At 72.0% G+C, this 13,873-nt stretch carries 13 protein-coding genes; 10 read left to right on the forward strand and 3 right to left on the reverse strand.

From position 1 onward, the window contains the following. Nucleotides 1-46 precede the first annotated feature (46 nt). Nucleotides 47-1,801, forward strand: a complete 1,755-nt coding sequence (locus tag D7147_RS01145; protein WP_120673364.1) for an acetyl/propionyl/methylcrotonyl-CoA carboxylase subunit alpha — start codon at nt 47-49, stop codon at nt 1,799-1,801. A 46-nt stretch (nt 1,802-1,847) separates the two neighbouring features. Here D7147_RS01145 and D7147_RS01150 read toward each other — a convergent pair whose 3' ends face one another. Further along, nucleotides 1,848-2,744: a LysR family transcriptional regulator ArgP gene (locus D7147_RS01150; protein ID WP_120673365.1), complete on the reverse strand. Its 897-nt coding sequence runs from the start codon at nt 2,742-2,744 to the stop codon at nt 1,848-1,850. Between the two features lie 69 nt (nt 2,745-2,813). Between D7147_RS01150 and D7147_RS01155 the strand changes: the two genes are divergently transcribed. Then, nucleotides 2,814-3,410, forward strand: a complete 597-nt coding sequence (locus D7147_RS01155) for a LysE/ArgO family amino acid transporter (protein ID WP_120673366.1) — start codon at nt 2,814-2,816, stop codon at nt 3,408-3,410. A 170-nt stretch (nt 3,411-3,580) separates the two neighbouring features. Then, entirely contained in the window at nt 3,581-5,020 is a 1,440-nt protein-coding gene (locus tag D7147_RS01160; RefSeq protein WP_120673367.1) for a GuaB1 family IMP dehydrogenase-related protein, read from the forward strand. A gap of 16 nt (nt 5,021-5,036) precedes the next feature. Here D7147_RS01160 and D7147_RS01165 read toward each other — a convergent pair whose 3' ends face one another. Next, nucleotides 5,037-5,600 (reverse strand): TetR/AcrR family transcriptional regulator, encoded by a 564-nt coding sequence (locus D7147_RS01165; RefSeq protein WP_120673368.1) that lies wholly within the window; start codon nt 5,598-5,600, stop codon nt 5,037-5,039. A gap of 83 nt (nt 5,601-5,683) precedes the next feature. Here D7147_RS01165 and D7147_RS01170 point away from each other — a divergent pair, with 83 nt between their 5' ends. From D7147_RS01170 to D7147_RS01185, 4 genes are all read left to right on the forward strand, one after another. Further along, the gene (locus tag D7147_RS01170) at nt 5,684-6,130 is read left to right on the forward strand and encodes a DoxX family protein (RefSeq protein ID WP_120673369.1); all 447 of its coding nucleotides are present in this window, start codon (nt 5,684-5,686) and stop codon (nt 6,128-6,130) included. Nucleotides 6,131-6,155: 25 nt separating this feature from the next. Continuing rightward, on the forward strand, nt 6,156-6,641 hold the full coding sequence (locus D7147_RS01175) for a MarR family winged helix-turn-helix transcriptional regulator (protein WP_233562860.1): 486 nt from the start codon (nt 6,156-6,158) through the stop codon (nt 6,639-6,641). Further along, the gene (locus tag D7147_RS01180) at nt 6,635-8,368 is read left to right on the forward strand and encodes an ABC transporter ATP-binding protein (protein ID WP_120673370.1); all 1,734 of its coding nucleotides are present in this window, start codon (nt 6,635-6,637) and stop codon (nt 8,366-8,368) included. The genes D7147_RS01175 and D7147_RS01180 overlap by 7 nt, the downstream gene beginning before the upstream one ends. Before the next feature lie 145 nt (nt 8,369-8,513). Beyond that, nucleotides 8,514-10,457, forward strand: a complete 1,944-nt coding sequence (locus D7147_RS01185) for an ABC transporter ATP-binding protein (RefSeq protein WP_233562905.1) — start codon at nt 8,514-8,516, stop codon at nt 10,455-10,457. Nucleotides 10,458-10,600: 143 nt separating this feature from the next. On the opposite strand, the gene thrS is transcribed toward D7147_RS01185, so the two are convergent. Further along, on the reverse strand, nt 10,601-11,830 hold the full coding sequence (thrS, locus tag D7147_RS01190) for a threonine--tRNA ligase (RefSeq protein ID WP_325050633.1): 1,230 nt from the start codon (nt 11,828-11,830) through the stop codon (nt 10,601-10,603). A 593-nt stretch (nt 11,831-12,423) separates the two neighbouring features. Between thrS and D7147_RS01195 the strand changes: the two genes are divergently transcribed. The 3 genes from D7147_RS01195 to D7147_RS01205 are packed head-to-tail and all read left to right on the forward strand — an operon-like array spanning nt 12,424 to nt 13,784. Continuing rightward, nucleotides 12,424-13,041, forward strand: coding sequence for a DedA family protein (locus tag D7147_RS01195; RefSeq protein ID WP_120673373.1), 618 nt, complete (start codon nt 12,424-12,426; stop codon nt 13,039-13,041). A gap of 45 nt (nt 13,042-13,086) precedes the next feature. Then, nucleotides 13,087-13,455, forward strand: a complete 369-nt coding sequence (locus tag D7147_RS01200; RefSeq protein WP_120673374.1) for a type II toxin-antitoxin system RelE/ParE family toxin — start codon at nt 13,087-13,089, stop codon at nt 13,453-13,455. Continuing rightward, nucleotides 13,452-13,784, forward strand: a complete 333-nt coding sequence (locus D7147_RS01205) for a helix-turn-helix domain-containing protein (protein ID WP_120673375.1) — start codon at nt 13,452-13,454, stop codon at nt 13,782-13,784. Before D7147_RS01200 ends, D7147_RS01205 begins: the two co-directional genes overlap by 4 nt. The last annotated feature ends 89 nt before the right edge of the window (nt 13,785-13,873 follow it).

A 13,873-nucleotide genomic window follows, 5' to 3' on the forward strand; every position in this document is an offset into this window, starting at 1 on the left:
GGCCTATACACTCCCGGTCAACGACCTCCCGGGAGGAGCCCCCACGGTGCGTAAGGTACTCATCGCCAACCGCGGCGAGATCGCCGTCCGCGTCATCCGCGCCTGCCGCGACGCCGGCCTGGCGAGCGTAGCCGTCTACGCCGACTCCGACCGGGACGCGCTGCACGTGACGCTGGCCGACGAGGCGTACGCCCTCGGCGGGGACACCGCGGCGGAGAGCTACCTGCGCATCGACAAGCTGGTCGACATCGCGGCCAGGGCCGGCGCCGACGCCGTGCACCCGGGCTACGGCTTCCTCTCCGAGAACGCCGACTTCGCCCAGGCCGTCATCGACGCCGGGCTGACCTGGATCGGCCCCACCCCGCAGGCCATCCGCGACCTCGGCGACAAGGTCACCGCCCGGCACATCGCCCAGCGCGCCGGCGCGCCGCTGGTGCCCGGTACGCCGGACCCGGTCGGCAGCGCCGACGAGGTGCTGGCCTTCGCCGTCGACCACGGGCTGCCGGTCGCCATCAAGGCCGCCTTCGGCGGCGGCGGGCGCGGCCTGAAGGTCGCCCGCACGATGGAGGAGATCCCCCAGCTGTTCGAGTCCGCCACCCGCGAGGCGGTCGCCGCCTTCGGCCGCGGCGAGTGCTTCGTCGAGCGTTACCTCGACAAGCCCCGCCACGTCGAGGCCCAGGTGCTGGCCGACCAGCACGGCAACGTGATCGTGGTGGGCACCCGGGACTGCTCGCTCCAGCGGCGGCACCAGAAGCTGGTCGAGGAGGCGCCCGCGCCGTTCCTCACCGACGCCCAGCGCACGCAGATCCACGAGAGCGCCAAGGCGATCTGCCGCGAGGCCGGTTACCACGGCGCCGGCACCGTCGAGTACCTGGTCGGCGGCGACGGCACCATCTCCTTCCTGGAGGTGAACACCCGGCTCCAGGTCGAGCACCCGGTCACCGAGGAGACCGCCGGCATCGACCTCGTCCGCGAGCAGTTCCGCGTCGCTGACGGGGAGAAGCTGCGCTTCACCGAGGACCCGACGCCCCGCGGGCACGCGATCGAGTTCCGCATCAACGGCGAGGACCCCGGTCGTAACTTCCTGCCCGCCCCCGGCGCCATCACCGCGCTGCGGCTGCCGACCGGCCCCGGCGTACGGGTGGACACCGGCATCTCGGCCGGTGACGTGATCGGCGGGAACTTCGACTCGCTGCTGGCCAAGGTCATCATCGTCGGCGAGACGCGGACCGAGGCGCTGGAGCGGGCCCGCCGGGCGCTCGACGAGATGGTGGTCGACGGCATGGCCACGGCTCTGCCGTTCCACCGCCTGGTGGTCCGCGATCCGGCCTTCACCGCGGAGCCCTTCACCGTCCACACCCGGTGGATCGAGACCGAGTTCGACAACACGATCACGCCGTTCACCGCGACCGCCGGCCCGACCGCCGAGCCCGCCGAGCGGGAGACCGTCGTGGTCGAGGTGGGTGGCAAGCGGCTGGAGGTCAGCCTTCCGGCAGGTCTCGGCACCGGTACGGGTACCGCCGCGCCCGCCGCCCGTAAGCCCGCCCGCCGTGGTGGCGGGGGTGCGAAGGCCGGCGGCACGGTCAGCGGCGACGCGCTCACCTCCCCGATGCAGGGCACCATCGTCAAGATCGCCGTGGCGGACGGGGACACCGTGGCCGAGGGCGACCTGATCGTGGTGCTGGAGGCGATGAAGATGGAGCAGCCGCTGCACGCCCACAAGGCCGGCACGATCAGCGGCCTGACGGCGGACGTCGGCGCGGTGATCAGCGCGGGCGCCCCCATCTGCACCATCTCCTGAGACCGGGTCGGGCGGGCCCCCTCCGCGTGGGGGCCCGCCCGGCTGGTCAGCGGAGGGCTTCGGCGGCCACCGCGCGTACGGCGGTGGTGAGGCCGTTCAGCGCCGCCGACTCCAGCCGCCAGTGCTGCCAGTACAGCGGCACGTCCACCTGCCGGCCCGGGGCGATGTCGACGCACGCCCCGGAGGCGAGATCGTCCTCGGCGATCTGCTCGGGCACCAGACCCCAGCCGAGTCCGTGCCGGATGGTCTCGCTGAACGCCGGCACCGACGGCACATAGTGCACGGGCGGGTCGAGCGTGCGCCCGGTCAGCGTACGGATGAAGCGGTGCTGCAGCCGGTCCCTCCGGTCGAAGACGACGGTCGGCGCGCCGGCCAGCGCCGCGGCGGTCAGCCCGTCGGCGAAGTGCGCGGCGGCCAGCGCCGGGGCGGCGAGCGCCCGGTAGCGCATGGCGCCGAGCCGGCGTACCCGGCAGCCCTGGACCGGCTCGCGCTGCGCGGTCACCGCCGCCGTCACCACCCCGTCGCGGAGCAGCTCGGCGGTGTGGTCCTGATCCTCCTGACGGAGGTCCAGGGAGAGTTCGAGCCCTTCCGGCAGCCGGGCCAGGGCGGCCGGGAACCAGGTGGCGAGCGAGTCGGCGTTCACCACCACGGCGAGTCTGGTCCGCGCGCCACCGCCGGTGAGCGGGCCGCGCGCGTCGGTCAGCGCCTCCCGCTCCAGCAGTACGAGCTGCCCGGCGAGACGTAGCAGCGGTGCGCCCGCCTCGGTCGCCACGCAGGGCCGGGCCCGCCGAACGAGCACCTGCCCGACCGTCTCCTCCAGGGCCTTGACCCGCTGGCTGACGGCCGAGGGGGTGACGTGCAGCAGTCGGGCCGCCGCCTCGAAGCTGCCCTCCGAGACCACGGCGGCGAGGGTACGCAGCTGGACGAAGTCGAGCCCTTCCATCAGCTGAGCTTAACCGGCGTCAGAATCTTTAGTTCGACTGACGGAACGAGCCCGCCTACGGTCGGAGACGTGCTCAGCTCCGCCGTCGCCGGCTTCTCCGTCTCCATCGCCCTGATCGTCGCCATCGGGGCGCAGAACGCCTTCGTCCTGCGCCAGGGCCTACGCCGGGAGCACGTGGTACCCGTCGTCCTCACCTGCGCCGCCTCGGACGCGCTGCTCATCGGGGCGGGCATCGCCGGGGTCGGCACGCTGGTGACCGGCCGGCCCGTCCTGCTCACCGCGATCCGCTGGGGCGGCGCCGCGTTCCTGCTCTGCTACGCGGCGCTCGCCGCCCGCCGCGCCCTGCGGCCCGGCGCGCTGCTGCCCACCGAGCGGCCGCCGGCCACCCTGGGCGCCACCCTGCTGGCCTGCCTCGCCTTCACGTACCTGAACCCGCACGTCTACCTCGACACCGTGCTCCTCCTCGGGGGGATCGCCCAGCAGCACCCGCACCGCTGGCTCTTCGGCGTCGGCGCCACCCTGGCCAGCGTGGTCTGGTTCACGGCGCTCGGCGTCGGCGCGCACCGGCTCGCCCCGCTGCTCGCCCGCCGGACCGCGTGGCGACTGCTGGACGGGCTGATCGCCACGTTGATGGCCCTCCTCGCCCTGGCACTACTACTGGGCTGACCGTCCCTCCCCCGCGTTCCCCTCGATGATCAAGAGCTTGGCGTCAGATGCGGAGCGATTTCCGACCGAAACCTCTTGATCACCGAAGCCGGTGGGGGCGGGAGGGCCTGGGAAGGTGTTTTCCGCTACCAGCGGCGGCGATACCCGTATCGAGCAGCCATGATTGCCGGGTGCGGTTCCTTCACGGCGCGGCTCCCGCGCACGACCTGACCTACAACGACGTCTTCATGGCGCCGTCCCGCTCCGACCTGGGCTCCCGCCTCGACGTCGACCTCGCCAGCTCCGACGGCACCGGCACCACCATCCCCATCGTGGTGTCGAACATGACGGCGGTCGCCGGCCGGCGGATGGCGGAGACGGTGGCCCGGCGCGGCGCGGTCACGGTCATCCCGCAGGACATCCCGATCGACGTGGTGGCGAACGTGGTGTCCTGGGTCAAGCAGCGCCACCTGGTCTACGACACCCCGATCACGCTCGGCCCGACCGACACCGTCGGTGACGCCATCCACCTGCTGCCCAAGCGCGCGCACGGCGCGGTGATGGTGGTGGACGAGGCCGGCCGACCGCTGGGTGTGGTCACCGAGGCGGACACCGTGAGCGTTGACCGGTTCGCCCAGCTACGTCACGTGATGTCCACTGAGCTGCACACCGTTCCCGCGGACGCGGACCCGCGTACCGGGTTCGACGTGCTCTCCGCCGGTCGGCGCCGGCTCGCCCCGGTGGTCGACGCGCAGGGGCGGCTGGTCGGCGTCCTCACCCGCAAGGGGGCGCTGCGGGCGACCCTCTACCGGCCGGCCGTGGACGAGCAGGGGCGGCTGCGGATCGCGGCGGCGATCGGGATCAACGGCGACGTGACCGGCAAGGCCGCCGCCCTGCTGGAGGCCGGGGTGGACACCCTGGTGGTGGACACCGCGCACGGTCACCAGGAGCGGATGATCTCCGCGCTGCGGGCGGTACGCCGGCTCGACCCGGGCGTCCCGGTGGCGGCCGGCAACGTGGTCACCGCCGAGGGCGTACGGGACCTGATCGAGGCGGGCGCCGACATCGTCAAGGTCGGCGTGGGACCGGGCGCGATGTGCACCACCCGGATGATGACCGGGGTGGGGCGGCCGCAGTTCTCGGCCGTGCTGGACTGCGCGGCGGCGGCCCGGGCGCTCGGCCGGCACGTCTGGGCCGACGGCGGCGTCCGGCATCCCCGGGACGTGGCGCTCGCGCTCGCCGCCGGCGCCTCCAACGTCATGATCGGCTCCTGGTTCGCCGGCACGTACGAGTCCCCCGGCGACCTCTACACGGATCCGGACGGCCGGCGCTACAAGGAGAGCTTCGGCATGGCCTCGGCCCGGGCGGTCAGCGCTCGCACCGCCGAGGACAGCCCGTACGACCGGGCCCGGAAGGCGGTCTTCGAGGAGGGCATCTCCTCGGCGCGGATGCACCTCGACCCGACCCGCCCGGGCGTCGAGGACCTGATCGACGAGATCATCGCGGGTGTCCGCAGCTCCTTCACCTATGCGGGCGCGCGCAACCTCTCCGAGTTCCACGAGCGGGCGGTGGTCGGCGTGCAGAGCGCGGCCGGCTACACCGAGGGGATGCCGCTGCCGACCAGCTGGTGACGGCGGTCCGGCTCGCCTACTCGACGAGCCGGCTGATCACGTACCGCGCCGCCTCCCGCGGGTCGTCGCCGACGCGGGGAGGCAGCGCACCGGCGAGCCAGAGGGTGGCGAAGCCGTGCACGATCGACCAGGCGGCGAGGGCGTCCCGCCCGGGCTCGCCGGCGCCACCGTCGCGCGCCGGCAGGCCCGCCACCCGATCGCGCAGCACATTGCCGGCCCGGTCACTGGCGGCTCGCACCTGCGGGTCCTGGGCCCGGTACAGCTCCGGGCGGAACATCACCTCGAAGTGCGCGCGGTGCCGGACCGCGAAGTCCACGTAGGCGACGCCGGCGGCGAGCAGGTCGTCGCCCGCCTGGCCGAGGGTCTCGGCGAGCAGATCGAATCCCTGTACGGCGAGCGCGGTGAGCAGGCCCGCCTTGTCGCCGAAGTGATGCGCGGGGGCGGCGTGCGAGACGCCGGCCCGCCGGGCGAGGTCACGCAGGCTGAGCGCGGCGGGGCCGGATTCGGAGATCGCCTCCACTGCGGTGTCGAGCAGGGCACGGCGTAGATCGCCGTGATGGTAGCCACGCGTCGGAGTCATGACGTAATCCTATCTTGCCATTGACAAGATGACACTCGACGAGCAATCTTGCCAGTGACAAGTTTCGACCCGAGGAGGATGTCATGGCTCCACTGATCACGCTGATCGCCGGTTTCGCGGTGGCCCGGATCGTCGGGCTGGCCGGATTCGACGCCCTGGACAGCACGACCGACGCACTCCGGATCGGGCTGGCCGCCATGTTCGTAATCACCGGGCTCGCGCACTTCAGCGAGCCCCGCCGATCCGGCCTCATCGCCATGGTCCCGCCCCGCCTGCCCCGGCCGGCGCTCCTGGTCACCGTGACCGGCGTGCTCGAGTTGGTCGGGGCGGCGGCGCTGCTGGTCCCGGCCACGGCCCGGTGGGGAGCGGCCGGGCTGGGACTGCTGATGTTCGCGATGTTCCCGGCCAACGTCTCCGCGGCACAGCGCCGGCTCACCCTGGCCGGACGGCCGGTCACGCCGCTGGGGCAGCGCACGGCCATGCAGATCGCATTCCTGGTCACCGCGGCGGCAATTTCGTTTGGTGCCTGACTATCAGGGGGCTAACCTGCAGACCGTGGATCTCGTCACCCTCAACGACGTACCGATGGGTCGCCTCCTGGCCTTGGCCGGCCACATGGTCACCCAGCGGTGGAACCGCTTCCTGGCGGAGAAGTTCAACCTCACCCAGGCCGGGATGGTCGCCCTCATGACGCTCGACAAGAACGGCCCGATGCCCCACCGCGAGGTGGCCCAACGCTGCTTCGTACGGCCCGCCACGCTGACCGGGATCGTCGACACCCTGGAACGGGACGGCCTGGTCGAGCGGCGACGCGACGACAGCGACCGGCGCAGCGTACGGCTCGCCATCACCCCCGCCGGCCACGAACGGCTGGCGGGGGTGGGCGTCCTGATCCGGTCGGGTCGGCCGCTCACCTCGGTCGACGCCGACCCCGAGAAGGCGGCGGTGATCCGCGAGTTCCTGCTGGAGGTCATCGGTAGTGGAGAGGAACCAGGCATGACAGTGCCCACGGACGGGACGGGAGGCCAGCAGAAGTGCTGATCCGACTGCTCCGCGAACACCTGCGCCCCTACTCGAAGCCGCTGGCCGCGGTCCTGCTGCTCCAGTTCGTCGGCACCATGGCCTCGCTCTACCTGCCGAGCCTCAACGCCGACATCATCGACAAGGGCGTGGCGCGCGGCGACACCGGCTACATCATGTCGACCGGCGGCTGGATGCTCGCCGTCAGCCTGGTCCAGATCGTCTGCTCGATCGCCGCGGTGTACTTCGGGGCGCGTACCGCGATGAGCTTCGGCCGGGACGCGCGGGCCGGGATCTTCCGGCACGTCAACCGGTTCTCCGCCCGCGAGGTCGCCCGGTTCGGCGCACCGTCGCTCATCACGCGCACCACCAACGACGTGCAGCAGGTGCAGATGCTCGTGCTGCTGAGCTGCACCATGCTCGTGGCCGCCCCGATCATGTGCGTCGGCGGGGTGGTGATGGCGCTGCGGGAGGACCTCGGGCTCTCCTGGCTGATGCTCGTCTCGGTACCCGTCCTCGCCATCGCGCTGGCACTGGTCATCCGGCGGATGGTGCCGGGCTTCCGGCTCATGCAGACCCGGATCGACGCGGTCAACCGGGTCCTGCGCGAGCAGATCACCGGCATCCGGGTGGTCCGCGCCTTCGTACGTGAGCCGTACGAGACGCAGCGCTTCGGCGTGGCGAACACGGACCTGAGCGCCACCGCGCTGCGGGTCGGGCGACTGCTGGCCCTTATCTTCCCGGTGGTGATGCTGGTGCTCAACGTCTCCAGCGTCGCGGTGCTCTGGTTCGGCGCGCAGCGGGTCGACTCCGGCGCGATCCAGATCGGCGCGCTCACCGCCTTCCTTCAGTACCTCATGCAGATCCTGATGTCCGTCATGATGGCCACCTTCATGCTGATGATGGTGCCGCGCGCGGCGGTCTGCGCCGAGCGCATCGTCGAGGTGTTCGACACCGACACCTCCGTGGCGCCGCCCGCGACGCCGACCGCCGAGGTGTCCGGACGGGCCGAGTTGGAGCTGCGCGACGTGCGCTTCCAGTACCCGGGCGCGGCCGACCCGGTGCTGCGGGACATCTCGTTCCGGGTTACGCCCGGCAGCACCACGGCGATCATCGGCAGCACCGGGGCCGGCAAGACCACCCTGCTGTCGCTGGTGCCACGACTGGTCGACGTCACCGCCGGCGCGGTGCTGGTCGACGGAATCGACGTACGCGACCTGGCCCCCGACGAGCTGTGGCGACGGATCGGCCTGGTGCCGCAGCGGCCGTACCTCTTCACCGGCACGGTCGCGAGCAACCTGCGGTACGGCAACCCGGACGCCACCGACGAGGAGCTCTGGAGGGCGCTGGAGATCGCGCAGGCCGCGGACTTCGTGATGCAGATGCCCGAGGGGCTGGAGGCGCCCGTCGCGCAGGGCGGCACGAACGTCTCCGGTGGCCAGCGGCAACGGTTGGCGATCGCCCGGGCCCTGGTCCGGAAGCCGGAGATATACCTCTTCGACGACTCGTTCTCCGCGCTCGACCTGGGCACCGACGCGCGGTTGCGGGCGGCGCTGCGGCCGGTCACCGCGGACGCCGCCGTGGTGATCGTGGCCCAGCGGGTCTCCACGATCGTCGACGCCGACCAGATCATCGTGCTCGAGAACGGGGGAGTCGTCGGAGTGGGACGACACGAGGAGCTGCTGGAGAGCTGCCCGACGTACGCCGAGATCGTCGCCTCGCAGCAGACCGCGCAGGTGCCGGCATGAGCGACCGCAGGGAGCGAATCATCAGGCACAGCGCGGAGGAGGCGGCGTGAGCGACAGGAAACCCGTACCGGCGCAGAAGCCGGCTGCCGGTTCGGCACCGCGCCGGGGGCCGGGCGGTGGCCGCGGCCCGGGCTTCGGGGCCGGGATGCCCGCCGAGCGGTCCATGAACTTCGGGCCGTCGGCACGGCGTCTGCTCGGCCGGCTCCGGCCGCACCGGCTCCAGCTCGGCGGGATCATCGCGCTGGCGCTGGTGAGCGTCGGGTTGAGCGTCGCCGGGCCGAAGATCCTCGGGCACGCCACCGACCTGATCTTCAGCGGGGTGATCGGCCGGCAGCTCGAAACGGGCAGCACCGTCGAGCAGGCCGTCACGGCGGCCCGCGCGAGCGGCAACGACGCCTTCGCCGACATGCTCGCCCGGATGAACCCGGTGCCCGGCGCCGGCATCGACTTCACCGCGCTGGGCCGGGTGCTGCTGCTGGCGCTCGGGCTCTACCTCGGCGCGGCGGTGCTCTCCTGGTGGCAGGGCTGGCTGCTCAACGGGGTGGTGCAGCGGACGGTGCTGAAGCTCCGTGCGGACGTGGAGGAGAAGCTCAACCGGCTGCCGCTGCCCTACTTCGACCGGCAGCCCCGGGGCGAGCTGCTCAGTCGGGTGACGAACGACATCGACAACATCTCGCAGAGCCTCCAGCAGACGTTGAGCCAGCTGCTCACGTCCGTGCTCACCGTGGTCGGCGTACTCGGGGCGATGTTCTGGATCTCGCCGCTGCTGGCGCTGGTGGCGCTGGTGGCCGTGCCGCTCTCGGTGCTGGTCACCCAACGGATCGCCAAGCGGTCGCAGAAGCAGTTCATCGCCCAGTGGGCGCACACCGGTGAGCTGAACGGCCGGATCGAGGAGGCCTTCACCGGCCACGAGCTGGTCAAGGTCTTCGGCCGGCAGCGGGAGGTCGAGGCGGCGTTCACGGAGAAGAACGAGGAGCTCTTCAAGGCCAGCTTCGGCGCCCAGTTCATCTCCGGGATCATCATGCCGTCGATGATGTTCATCGGGAACCTGAGCTACGTGGCGATCGCGGTGGTCGGTGGGCTGCGGGTCGCCAACGGGACGATGAGCCTCGGCGACGTGCAGGCGTTCATCCAGTACTCCCGGCAGTTCACCCAGCCGCTGACCCAGGTGGCCTCGATGGCCAACCTGCTCCAGTCCGGCGTGGCGTCGGCGGAGCGGGTCTTCGAGGTGCTCGACGCCGACGAGCAGACCCCCGACCCGGTCGAGCCGGCCCGGGTGACCCAGCCGCGCGGCCGGGTCGAGTTCGAGCACGTGTCCTTCCGCTACGTGCCGGAGAAGCCGCTGATCGACGACCTGTCGCTGGTCGCCGAGCCGGGTCACACCGTGGCGATCGTCGGGCCGACCGGCGCGGGCAAGACCACCCTGGTCAACCTGATCATGCGGTTCTACGAGCTGGACGCCGGCCGGATCACCCTCGACGGGGTGGACACCACCAGCATGAGCCGCGACGACCTGCGTGGCCGGATCGGCATGGTGCTCCAGGACACCTGGCTCTTCGGCGGCACCATCCGCGACAACATCGCGTACGGCCGGCCGGACGCGACCGAGGAGGAGATCCTCGCCGCCGCCCGGGCCACCTTCGTGGACCGGTTCGTCCGCAGCCTGCCCGACGGCTACGACACCGTCATCGACGAGGAGGCGAGCAACGTCAGCGCGGGCGAGAAGCAGCTCATCACCATCGCCCGGGCGGCCCTCGCCGAGCCGTCGCTGCTGATCCTGGACGAGGCCACCAGCTCGGTCGACACCCGCACCGAGGTGCTGCTGCAACGGGCGATGGCCGCGCTGCGCTCGGACCGGACCAGCTTCGTGATCGCGCACCGGCTCTCCACCATCCGGGACGCCGACCTGATCCTGATGATGGAGAACGGCCGGATCGTCGAGCAGGGCACGCACGAGCAGCTGCTCGACGCGCGCGGCGCGTACCACCGGCTCTACCTTTCCCAGTTCACCCAGGCGATCACCGAGGAGGACGAGGGCGAGGAGGCCGCCCGGACCCCGGCAGCGGCCCAGGGGGCGCTCTCCGCGTGACCCACCCGGCCGGGTAGGCGCGCGAGGTTCCCGGCCGGGTGCAGGCGGGCCTGCCCCCACCCGGCCGGGACCATCGGCACCGGCCGTGGGCCGGCCGGCACGAGCACCGGCCGGCCCACGGACTGACTGCCGCCGCGCCCGAGTCAGCCGGGCAGCAGCTGCCCGGTCCGGCTGGCCACCACGTCGCCCACCAGGGCGAGCGCGTCCGCCACGGGCAGCGGGTCGAGGGACCGCCCGTCGCGCAGCCGCAGGGACACCCGCCCGTCGGCCGCCTCCCGGGCACCGACCACCGCGGCGTACGGGATGCGCCGGCGGGCGGCGTCCCGGATCCGGGCACCCAGTGAACCGGCGGCGTCGATCTCGACCCGCAGCCCGGCCGCCTCGGCCCGGCGGGCGAGGTCGGCCGCCGCGCCGGCCTGGCCGGCGTCCACCGGCAGCACCGCCAACTGGACCGGCGCGTACCAGGCGGGGAAGGCGCCCTCGTGCACCTCGATCAGGTAGGCGAAGAGTCGCTCCATGCTGCCGACCAGGCTCCGGTGCACCATCACCGGGCGCCGCCTCGCCCCGTCCCGGTCGGTGTAGGCCAGGTCGAAGCGCTCCGGCTTGTCGAAGTCGAGCTGCACGGTGGCCAGGGTCGACTCCCGCCCCCGGCCGTCGACGATCTGGACGTCGATCTTCGGACCGTAGAAGGCGGCGTCCCCGGGTGCCACCTCGTACTCCACCCCGGCCAGCGCGTCGCGCAGCAGCTCCTCGGCGCGGGCCCACTGCGCGTCGTCGCCGACGTACCGCTGCCCGGGTCCGCGTACCGACAACCGGAACCCGGCCGGGCGTACGCCGAGCGCGGCGTGCGCCTCGCGGATCAGCCGGAGGATCTCGGCCACCTCCGCCCCCACCTGCTCCAACGCGCAGAAGTTGTGCGCGTCGTTGAGCGAGATGGCCCGTACCCGGGAGAGGCCACCGAGCACCCCGGAGCGCTCGGCGCGGTACATCCCGCCCAGCTCGGCGACGCGCAGCGGCAGCTCACGGTAGGAGCGCCCGCGCGCGCCGAACACCAGCGCATGGTGCGGGCAGAGCGCCGGCCGCAGCACGAACTCGTCGTCGGCGGAGAGGCGCATCGGCGGGAACATGTCGTCGGCGAAGTAGCCGAGGTGGCCGGAGCGCTCGAAGAGCTCGCGTTTACCCAGCGGTGGCGAGTAGACGTGCTGGTAGCCGGCTCGGCGCTCCAACTCCCGGACGTACTCCTCGACCGCGTGCCGGGCGGCGGCGCCGGCCGGCAACCAGATGGGCAGCCCGGCGCCGGCCAGCGGATCGGAGACGAACAGCTCCAGCTCCCGGCCGAGCCTGCGGTGGTCGATCATGTCGCTCTCCCTGATCGCGTACGACCCGGAGGCGACCCGGTGACCGAGGTCCGCGCGGCCCCCGGGAGCGGTCGCCCCGGGGCCTCGTGGACAGAAACGTCAGTGCGGCACGCCGGAGTCGTCCGGCGTCGTGGTCAGATCCGCGCTGCGCATGCCGAGACGGTACGCCCGGTGCGGGCGCGGGCGCACCCGCGTTTTTCGCCGCAGGCGGCGTGGCTCCCGGCCGCCTGACCGACTGGGTCTGCGGTGATGTCAGGGTGTCGGCGCGAGCGGGTCACCGCGACGTCGTCGAGGCGCGGCGACGGACCGCCCCGCCGAGGCCCGGCCCGGCCGGGTCAGGGGCGGGCCGCCGGCACGGGACCTGCCGGCGGCCCAATGCGGCCCGATCGTCGAGAACGGGGGACCCGACGGTCGTTGGGGCCGCGCTCGCCAACGGTACGCCGACGAACGCCGATCCGCCGACCGTGACCGGGAGCTATGGAGCGTCGTTGTACCTGGGTGACCTTGCCGTGTCCGTGGTCACCGCCTGTCGGGGCCGTCCGTCGTGACGCCGGACACGCCGTCAGGCTCGGTACATCAGATCGGCCACATACGGCGAGGTGGCACGCGTGCCCGAACTACTCACTGACGTCACGTCACCGACGTGGGCGTACCTCGCGCTGCTCGGGCTGTTGCTGCTGGACGCCTTCGTTCCGGTCATCCCCACCCAGGCAATCATGATCACCGGCGGGGCGCTCACCGTCTACGGCGGGCTGGACCTGCCGCTCACGATCGCCGTCGGCGCGCTCGGGGTGCTCGCCGGAGACCTCGTCTGCTACCTGCTGGGCCGGAGCGCACCCGATCGACGGGTACGACGACATACCCGGCAGAGTCGCGCCCAACGGACCGCCGCCCGGTTCACCCAGGGCCTACGCCGTCCGGGGCCGATGGTGATCCTGCTCTGCCGGTTCGTGCCCGGCGGCCGGATGGCGGCCTGCTTCTCGGCCGGCCGCAGCCGCTACCCGTACCGGCTCTTCCTGAGCTACGAGACGATCGCGGCGCTGGGCTGGGCCAGCTACGGCGCCCTGGTCGGGCACCTCGGCGGGGCGGCGCTCGCCTCGTCCACCTGGCGGCTCGCCCTGGTCGCGGCCGTCGCGGCGGCCGGGTTCGGCGCCGCCGGCTGGGCGATGACATTGGTAGGCGCCCGCAACGCCCGCCGGGCCGCCGCCGAACTCCCCATCGACTGAGTGTCGCCGCCGCAGACTCGTATAAGCTGCATTTATATTGATGACGTGTGGAGCGTGAAACTGCATCCTGAGGTCGAAGACTGGTTCCTCGGCTTATGCAAGACCGATCCAGCAAGCGCAGATCTGATCGCCGAGGCGATAGACCTGCTGGCCGAACACGGTCCGGCATTGGGTCGTCCGATGGTGGACCGACTCAAGGGCAGTTCCTTCCACCACATGAAGGAACTCAGGCCGGGTTCCACGGGCTCGACGGAGATAAGGATGATCTTTGCTTTCGATCCGTTGCGGGAAGCCGTCTTCCTGGTGGCCGGTGACAAATCGGGCCATTGGCAGAGTTGGTACCAGGTGGCCGTGCCGTTGGCGGATGGGCGGTTCCAGGAGCACCTCACCTCGTTGAAGGAGGCGGAGCGATGAGCGACGGCACCGACTGGCGGGACGTCAAGGCCAAGGCACGCGAGATGGACCCCGATTGGGATCACCCTGATCGGGTGGCGCGACGCGGTCGCCTGCGCGAGCAGATGCTTGCATCGGTGAGCGGAGCTCAACTGGCTGAGATCCGCAAGCAGCTCGGGATGACGCAGCGCCAACTGGCCGAGGCCGCAGGGCTCTCCCAGGCACGCATCAGCCAGATTGAGAATGGCGAGCACACCAACCTCGAAACTCTTCGGGCGTACGTGACGGGACTCGGCGGTCATCTCGACGTGGTCGCCCGGATCGGCAACATCCAGCTCAACGTGGCGTAGCGGCTCCACCGCGACCTAGGGGTGGTCCCGGGGATCGAATTCGGTGGCTCGCCCCGATCCGTCTCGGGTGCCTCCGGCGACAGGCTGAG

It is taken from the genome of Micromonospora musae, assembly GCF_003626545.1.
Lineage (GTDB): Bacteria > Actinomycetota > Actinomycetes > Mycobacteriales > Micromonosporaceae > Micromonospora > Micromonospora musae.